Source organism: Sinorhizobium fredii USDA 205, from assembly GCF_001461695.1.
Lineage (GTDB): Bacteria > Pseudomonadota > Alphaproteobacteria > Rhizobiales > Rhizobiaceae > Sinorhizobium > Sinorhizobium fredii.
Genome location: NZ_AUTC01000022.1, coordinates 1 through 8,955, shown reverse-complemented (window position 1 = coordinate 8,955; position 8,955 = coordinate 1). Strand labels below are relative to the sequence as shown.

4 protein-coding genes and 3 pseudogenes are annotated in these 8,955 nt (G+C 56.9%); 6 read left to right on the top strand and 1 reads right to left on the bottom strand.

Translation table 11 applies throughout. From position 1 onward, the window contains the following. A partial coding sequence (locus N181_RS34225) for a hypothetical protein (protein WP_210172809.1) occupies positions 1-207 on the top strand: 207 nt, incomplete at its 5' end. 667 nt (positions 208-874) lie between these two features. Here N181_RS34225 and N181_RS03235 read toward each other — a convergent pair. Then, a pseudogene (locus N181_RS03235) lies at positions 875-2,138 on the bottom strand (transposase). A 297-nt stretch (positions 2,139-2,435) separates the two neighbouring features. Between N181_RS03235 and N181_RS03230 the strand changes: the two are divergent. From N181_RS03230 to N181_RS03205, 5 genes and pseudogenes are all read left to right on the top strand, one after another. Next, positions 2,436-2,848, top strand: a pseudogene (locus N181_RS03230) (C4-dicarboxylate transporter DctA); the annotation flags it as partial. A gap of 282 nt (positions 2,849-3,130) precedes the next feature. Then, on the top strand, positions 3,131-4,999 hold the full coding sequence (locus tag N181_RS03225) for an extracellular solute-binding protein (RefSeq protein WP_015633453.1): 1,869 nt from the start codon (positions 3,131-3,133) through the stop codon (positions 4,997-4,999). Between the two features lie 997 nt (positions 5,000-5,996). Next, entirely contained in the window at positions 5,997-7,160 is a 1,164-nt protein-coding gene (gene nifS, locus N181_RS03215; protein ID WP_014857675.1) for a cysteine desulfurase NifS, read from the top strand. A 163-nt stretch (positions 7,161-7,323) separates the two neighbouring features. Continuing rightward, a pseudogene (gene nifW / locus N181_RS03210) lies at positions 7,324-7,695 on the top strand (nitrogenase stabilizing/protective protein NifW); the annotation flags it as partial. Between the two features lie 720 nt (positions 7,696-8,415). Then, complete coding sequence (locus N181_RS03205; protein WP_014857677.1) at positions 8,416-8,793, top strand: hypothetical protein; 378 nt, start codon at positions 8,416-8,418, stop codon at positions 8,791-8,793. Positions 8,794-8,955 lie beyond the last annotated feature (162 nt).

Below are 8,955 nucleotides of genomic sequence, written 5' to 3'. Positions count from 1 at the left end.
TCACAACTGGCTGATTTCACTCAACTCTTTTTCGGTCAGGCTCTAAGATGGTGCAAATTAGCGAAGGTGTTGGCTTGGACTGCAGCGAAAGTGTTCAGCGACAGTTCAAATCCCACCATCATTGTTGACTTGAAGACGGATCCGGCCAGTTCCTGTGACTCAATAGCATGCGTCAACTGCTCGCCCCTTTTGATTGCCGTGGATTGACCGACGATCGAGTTTTCGACAGTTTCGAAGGGCTTTTCTGCGGTCCTGGACATTTCGCTTTCCTCTCGTTACAGCGGCTCTGGCGACCATCTTGCACATCGTCAACGCCCATTTGTCGCAAGAACTCAATTGAATAGTATTGTGAAATCTTCATACGTGGCGCAGTCGAGGCATAGGATTGTTGCCGCAATGAGCAGCTCCGCCGCCTCGCAATGAGCAGTTTCAAGATTTGTGCCAGTTCTGTCGGTGGCGCCAAAAATCAGTCATCTCGCTATCCTCCACCCGGGTCTTTATCGACAATCGATGCAGCGGCTGCGGACTTTGGCTGGAGGCCGATTAAGATGTCTCGGCGGTCATTTGATGGAGGCAAATAACATTTCTTGCCGGCCAAGGTTTGCCTTGAGACAAAGGTGAGAATTATGGACAGAAGGCGGTGAGGTGGCAGTCCCGTCGTGCCAGACCGATGGTGTTCGCGCACTCAAATTCGTGGATCACGTCGGCGGCGAAGAGCTTGGCGATAATGTCAGAGGCGTCGTCCTAATCGCCTGCACTACCATCAGTATGTCGCCGTGGCCGGTTACCGGGATGGCGGGGCTGGCCGGGTCGAGAACAGTAAGCACTTCGGGCGTCAGGATCTGCGGTTTAGTCGATCGTGAAGAACTCGCTTTCAGGCAGGTTGCTGCGGCATTGGTCGGCTCTGGAACGTGAGGAGTAGTGCGGCGAGCAGACACAAAAGCTGCCTGAACCATCGCAGCAGGAGGGAGAAGTTGTATCCGGCGGCGGCCAGAACGGCATTGACGGCATCCCCCTGTTCGCCAGCGAGATAATTCCGGTCCATTCTGTGTTCGCTCTTGAGGTGTCCAATGACGGGTTCGACCGCCGATCGTCGTCGCATCTGGCGTTTGATGGGGGGCGTGAGGCGGCGCTTCTGGCCACTGGTGAAGACCCTCAGCTTGTGCCTTTCGGGAGCATTATGGCCGCGGTATCCAGCATCGGCCAGAATGCGGGAGAGCTCGTTGCCAAGCATCTTTTCCATATCCGGAATGACGGTCGCGAGCGTATGGCCGTCGTAGGGATTGCCGGGCAGCGCCGTCGCGTGCAGGGCGAACTGCCCGCCCTTTGAACGGTTCAGTGTTGTGGCCACGGACACCTTCACTCCGAACTCATAGGGCTTGTGCGCCTTGCCTTTACCAATGCACTCGACTTCGTCGGCATGCAGGCTGTAGATCTTGCGGCCACGCTGACGTTGCCGCTGCGCGATGACCGTTTTTGCCTGATAAAGCGACCATTTGAAGATCGCGTCGAGTTGTTCGTCGCCGGCGATCTGACGCTCGATGTCGCGAACGGTCCGGCCGAGATAGGTCTTCAACTTGCGCAGCGCCTTGCCGGCCCGTTTGAATTGCTTCGCATGAGCGTAGCGCTGGTGTGAATAAGCTTGGCATCCGTCGGGAACATGACGTTCTTCGGTTGAACGGTCGTGTCCACGATCACCTGCCGCGTATCCTGCGGCTTCATCGCGCCTGTCTTGACTGCCACGGCCAAGCTCTCCTGCAAGAGCCCGCCGATCCGTTCCTCGCCCATGCGCTGCCGCCAGCGCGTCATCGAGGAGCGGTCGAACGATAGTTCGTGCCGAAAGAACTCCTCGCCGCACAGGTACTGAAAGTAGGGGTTCTCCACCCAGCGCTCGCACAGCGCCTCGTCCGACAGGTTGAACGTGTGCTTCAGAATGGCCAGCCCGCCATCAGCCGCGTCGGCAATGGCGGCATGCCCGCTCCGTCCGAATAGACCGTCCCAAAGCGGCCTTCCAACACAGGCCAGTCAATAGCCTGCGCCAGACGCACCAGTTCGTGCTTCATATTGATGATCTGGTCGAGCCGGGATCGGAATAAATCCTGTTCACCCGTTTGGCGCCGTTCGCGTGGTTTACCCATTCCTGGTTCTCCGATTCACCGCGATAAACCCAGTGAATCACGCTTCGCCAACCAGGCAAACCTCAAACTGATTTTGCAAGGAACAGCCCGTTCGGCGGCTGTTTCCGGCAATTAGAAGATCTGCAGATCCCTCGATTCTTACGTCAAATCAGCGGCTTCCGAGTTCTTCACGGCCGACGGTTTAATGGCAACTGGCACGGCCATTGCTCATCAGCTTCACATGACAGTCGCCGCTGTCGGCTTTCGGAAAATCGGCCTGGCAGGCGACCGGGCGCGCGCCATATGGAGGATCTCCTGATGACCATTGAGCATTCCGCGGAGACCCGCGCCAAGCCACCCTTATATCGCCATCTCTATGCCCAGGTTCTGGCAGCGATCGCGGGCATCCTGTTTGGATATTTCTATCCGGACATCGGAAAGCTTGGAATGATCATTGCACCGGTGATCTTCCTGAAGGTCGCGACGGAAATCGCAGGCATAACCGGTCTCGCCAAGGTTGGTCCCATCGCCGGCAAGGCGAGTTTGATACCTGACCTCGACTTTGGTACTTGCCGTCCACCTCGCGGTCATCAACGTGATGCAGTCGGGTGCGGGCAGTGCTTATCGATCCGGCCTCGCTCAATGCCGAGGCGGTCGCCGGCTGTGTGGAAAAGGCGCAAGAACAGTTGATGACCGGTTTCCTGATGCTGGTTATCCCGTCGACGCTTGTCAGCGACGAAGGAAGACTTTGCGACACTGGTCGACATCCACGTCATCGCCGCCGCCAGAAAAAGTGACAGCGGGTACAGCGACACAGGCCGCGACCCTACCAGGCAAAAAGCTCCGCATATCCATAGACGCTATGAACAGAATTTAGAAAATCAATTTTTGAGGAGTGTGAATTGCCCATATCTAGGGACGATCGGCCACTGGCATGCCGATCCTGCAACGACTTGGAGCCGCCCCACAAACACCGTGGCGGCGAATGGATAAAAACAAGGAGAAAGGACGAGATGCTGGACATCGGCGTCATTGGAAGACTGAAGTTTGCGACCGCGTTCATGGCCATGTCCTTACTACTGGTGCCGGCTGCGGAGGCTCATGAGCAGCCGGTCTGGCACTACGGACTGTCGCTCGTCGATGATCTCAAATATCCGCCCGGCTTCAAAAAGTTCGACTATGTGAATCCCGAGGCACCTAAGGGCGGAGATCTCAGGCTTTCACAGACAGGCACCTTCGACACGTTCAATCCCCTGCTGGTGAAGGGCGAAACGGCCGTCGGCCTGGATTTCGTCTTCGACACGCTCATGAAACCGTCAGAGGACGAGATTTCGACGGCCTACGGGCTTCTGGCCGAAGGCGTTTCCTTCCCCGACGACATCTCCTCGGCCACGTTCCGGCTGAGGCAGGAAGCGAAATGGGCCGACGGCAAGCCGGTGACGCCGGAAGACGTCGTCTTCAGCTTCGACAAGGCGAAGGAACTGAACCCGCTCTATCAAAGCTACTATCGGCATGTCGTGAAGGCGGAAAAGACAGGGGATCGGGACGTCACCTTTCACTTCGACGACAAAAACAATCACGAACTTCCTCATATCCTCGGGCAGATCCGGATTGTGCCGAAGCACTGGTGGGAGGGCACTGGACCGGACGGCAAGCCGCGCGACATTTCGCGAACGACGCTTGAACCGGTGATGGGGTCAGGTCCCTACCGGATCGCTTCGTTCGCCCCCGGCGGGACCATTCGTTATGAGCGCCGGCCCGATTACTGGGGCGTCGCGCTCAACGTCAATGTCGGGCAGAACAATTTCGATTCGATCACCTATTCCTTTTTTGGCGATCGCGACGTCGAGTTCGAGGCCTTCCGCTCCGGCAACACCGATTATTGGCGGGAGAACCAGGCGATGCGCTGGGCTACGGCCTTCGATTTTCCGGCGGTGAAGGATGGCCGCGTTAAACGCGAGGAAATTCCCAACCCCTTCCGGGCAACGGCCGTGATGCAGGCGATGGTGCCGAACATGCGCCGCAAGCCCTTCGACGACGAGAGGGTGCGCCAGGCATTGAACTATGCGCTCGACTTCGAAGAACTGAACCGGACCATCTTCTACAATCAGTATCAGCGCGTGAACAGCTTCTTCTTCGCCACAGAACTCGCTTCCTCCGGTCTGCCGGAAGGCAAGGAACTGAAGAACCTGAACGAGGTCAAGGACCTCGTGCCGCCCGAAGTGTTCACCACCCCTTATAGCAACCCGGTCGGCGGCACGCCGCAAAAGGCGCGCGAAAACCTGCGCAAGGCGATCGAGCTCCTGAACAAGGCGGGGTTCGAGCTCAACGGTAACCGGATGGTGAATACTGAGACGGGCAAGCCGTTCTCCTTCGAGATCATGTTGAGCAGCCCGTCATTCGAGCGCGTCGCCTTGCCCTATGCGCAGAACCTGAAGCGGATCGGTATCGAAGCGCGCGTGCGCACGGTGGACCCATCGCAATATACCAATCGCAAGCGTGCCTTCGACTACGATGTGACCTGGGAAGTTTGGGGTCAGTCCTTGAGCCCCGGAAACGAACAGGCGGACTACTGGGGATCGGCAGCCGCCACACGCCAGGGCTCCAGGAATTATGCCGGCATCTCCGACCCTGGCGTCGACGCATTGATTGAGCGCGTGATCTTCGCAAAGGATCGCGAAACGCTGGTTGCCGCAACGAAGGCACTCGATCGCGTCCTGCTCGCCCATAATTACGTCATTCCGCTCTATTACAAGCTGGCCGCCCAAATCGCCTATTGGGACGCGCTGGCCCGGCCGAAAGAGTTGCCGAAATACGGACTGGGCTTCCCCGAGGTGTGGTGGTCGAAGAGCGCTGCCTGTCATTTGCCCGCTTCGCTGTAGTTGCATTTGTGGGAGCTCTGGCGAAGCCGGGCGTCTCCAGTTCACGCCCAACCGTGTTCTCATCCGAAATGCGCAACTTCTGGACCAATCTGCGCGCCAGTGAATTTTTAGGATAGCCTGCTTTCGACGTCCTTTGCCAGCCCCGGGCGCTGACGTCATTCAGTGTCACTCGGTCGCGCGGTGCACCGTTCGTTGGGGTCCGAGTCGGATCGCAGCACCCGGCCCAACACTGCAGCATCTCGCTGGCGAATGGCGCTGCCTCCGAACGCGGGCCGCCATCGTAGAGTGAGGCAAGTGCCAGCAATCGCCGCTATGGCTGGCATCCTCCGTCTGCCATCAAGCTTTCGAAGAGCTGCGCCGCCGAAGTCATCACATCGCATCCTGTTTGCGGCACAGAGGCGCTCTTTGGTGTGGGCTAATTCGACAATGTCCGATTTCCGACATTATCGGACAAATGTCATACCGATGTTTGAGTTTCGGTGTTGTTTCAGAACCGTTTTTTCGTTGGCATAGTTTGTGCTTGACCGATTTGCAAAGGCCTTTTCGAACCAGGAGAAACGATCCATGATAGGTCTCAACGGAAGAGCCGTTAGTGCAGTGAAGCTCGCTCCTTCCCGCGATTCTGAACCCACCGATGGCTTATGCATATGACGGTTCAAGCGGACGGCTGTGCATATACCATTTTGCATTAGAGACTGAGTCGCGCGAGGGCGACACTGTTATCGAGAAGGATGGGATCAACATATTTGTTGACTCGGACCCCCAACCCCATGTGGCCGGCCTGGCCCGGGACGTCATCCCAAGGACGTCATCCCAAGGGTGGATTCGCCCGGGTTTGTCTTCAACGTTTCAACACGCGGGAGAGGTGAGCCTGCGGCAAATCGTTCGGCTGATCGCCACGCACGGGAGAACAGTAATGCTGGATCAAAAAGCACTTCTACAATGCCACGATCGCCATTTGTAAACCTTTCGTCGTTTCGGTAGCTGGAGAATTATCTTGAGGCCTATCTATCTCGACAACAACGCAACGACGCGCGTCGATGCGGAAGTTCTCCAGGCGATGCTGCCATTCTTCGCAGATGTGTTTGGCAACGCTTCCTCGATGCATGACGCTGGTGCTACTGCCGGGGCAGCGATTAACGTAGCGCGCAGGCAGTTGCAAGCACTGATCGGTGCAAAGTTCGACCCAGAGATCACCTTTACCTCGGGCGGGACCGAAAGCAACAATGCGGCGATCCTTTCGGGGCTCGAGGCTATGCCTGAGCGCACTGAGATCGTAACTTCGGCGGTCGAGCATCCTGCGGTGCTGACGCTCTGCACCCATCTGGAGAAGACACGCGGCACCAAGGTGCACAAGGTCCCAGTGGATCACCAGGGCCGACTTGACCTTGACGCTTATCAGGACGCCCTTACACACCGTGTAGCAATCGTTTCGATCATGTGGGCCAACAACGAGACGGGAACGCTCTTTCCTGTGGTAAAGCTAGCTGAGATGGCCAAAAAAGTCGGCGCAATTTTCCACACCGATGCGGTGCAAGCAGTCGGCAAGCTACCGATTGACTTGAAATCAACGGCGATCGACATGCTGTCGCTTTCCGCGCACAAGTTCCATGGCCCGAAGGGCGTCGGGGCACTCTACATAAAGCGCGGGGTGCCCTTTCACGCACTCATTAAGGGTGGCCACCAGGAGCGCGACCGGCGCGCGGGCACGGAGAACACGCCCGGGATAGTAGGTCTGGGCAAGGCGGCAGAACTCGCGTTGGATTGTATGGACAAGGACAATGCGATAATAAGATCATTCCGCGATCGATTGGAGAAAGGACTTCTCGAGCGTGTCCCCCAAGTCTTCGTAATGGGTGATCCGGTGACGCGGTTGCCCAACACAACGAGCATTGCCTTTGAAGGCGTCGGTGGTGAAGCCATGCAGTTTCTGCTCAATCGCCATGGCATCGCCTGCTCCTCCGGAACCGCCTGTACCTCTCGTTCTTTATCGACGAGCCATGTTCTAAAAGCCATGGGTACTCCCCACAGGCAGGCGGTCGGAGCAGTCCGCTTCTCGTTGTCAGGCTATAACTGTGAAGAGGATATAGATCGGGTGTTGCAGGTGATACCCGCAGTTGTGAAAAAACTGCGTGAATCTCGTCCAGTATTTGCCGGGTAGACGCTCTGCCGGCACATACGATCGTTTCAGCGCTTGGGAATGTCCGAATACCCGTCACTGATGGCGTCTCGATCACAGCTCTTCCCAGGGTCATCATGGGGTGCAGGGCCGGGACCATGTGTTGGAACGAAAGCAGCTATTCCGCGGCCAGTAGGAGAATGCAATGTCTTATGATGATGCGACCTTTGCCCCTGATGGCACTGACATTCTGACTTGGCTGAAGGATTTGTCGGCCGCCGAGGAGTTCTTCGATGCCCTCGGCGTCACCTATGACCCAAAGGTGCTAAACACATCACGGCTCCACATAATGAAGCGCATGGGTCAGTATCTGGTCGCGGAGGACTTTTCCGATCTCCCCACAGGCACGGCCGCCACCCGTGCGCGCGCCGCACTCGAGCGCGCTTACAGGGACTTTGCAACTTCGTCGCCACTCAAACATCGTGTTTTCAAGGTGCTTGAGGATCGCGAGCCGACCAAAGCTGCTGCGCCGATCCAAGTCTTCGTACCATTGGAAGAACTCTTGCAGCCATCCGAAATCAGTGACTGCGGCGGGGTTGCGACACAGCGATGTCATCAGTCCGACAAAGTAGTCGCGGCTCCGGACGCGCTGGAATGAAGCGGTTAGCAGGTTGTAATAAAACTCGTTGGCACGTGGTGCATGGAAGGGTCGGAAGACCAAGGCGATCGAAACCTAGACAGATCATAATGCACATCGCTGATACCGAGTCGGCGCAGATGCGCGTCCATTGCTAATGCGTCGGTGCCTAAAGTGCCAACCCGATGCCGTCGGCCTGCTTCAGCGCTGGTCGCGGTCAGGGTTGCATGAGCCTGGGTCATGTCCATGATACGCATACAGCTCTGATCTCCCCACCGCCGCGGGGGGTCGTCGACCTGCTGTGCCGGCCGTTTGGCAGTGCGTGATTCGTCGACGCTTCTCTCTGACGCCGCTACGCCGTCGTCACGCTTTTGAGCGTATCCCGATGTTTCACTGAATGAATCGACTGGCGGAATCCGCAACTGAGCGGGCAAAAAGAGAGCGCTGTCCTTAGTGAAGAATTTTGCGGATGTCTACATTTCGGAGCGGCCGATTGGCCGGTTCGGGACTAAAGGTCGGCAAGTTGACAATGCATGCACTCTGAAAATGCACAAAATGACGACATTTTTAGGTTGGCACGGCGCTTGCTCGTTCACGGCATCATCCACGCCGGCAAGAGCGAGGCGGTGTAATTGGCAACTATGAGCAAAGGAATTAGCTATGGCGCGAGCTGACGTAGAGCGATTCGTCAACGATTTGGACAAAGGCAGGCTGCCTGCAAACCTCAAGCCAAGTGCCACGGGTCTTGCACCAATCGTAGCGATCGGAAAGAGTCTCGGCTACAACATAACGCTTGACGAAGTTCAAAACTACATCCGATTGGACAGCCGACGGAAGTCTACTGGCAAGAAGCTCGACGCGATGGCGAACAGCAAGCGTGGCTCGCGCGTTCCGGCCTTGCCGCGCTTTGTACAATCTACTGCCTTAGATAGTCCCGTTACGGATGGACTCACGCGGCCGTTGCATATGGCTGAAAAGGGCGCCGCCGTCGCCGCGGTCGTTCAACTTGTTGTAATTGTTGTTCATGTTTCAAGCTGATTTTTTTACCGGAGCGCATTGGCTTGGACGATCGGTGCGAAGAGAGCATGACAGCAAATATCATCGGGAACGAGACATGCGATCTGGCCTACAAGAAACGGCTTCAAGGGCTCACCTTAGAGCCTGACTCGAAAAGGTCTCAACAATATCCGTACCTTGCCA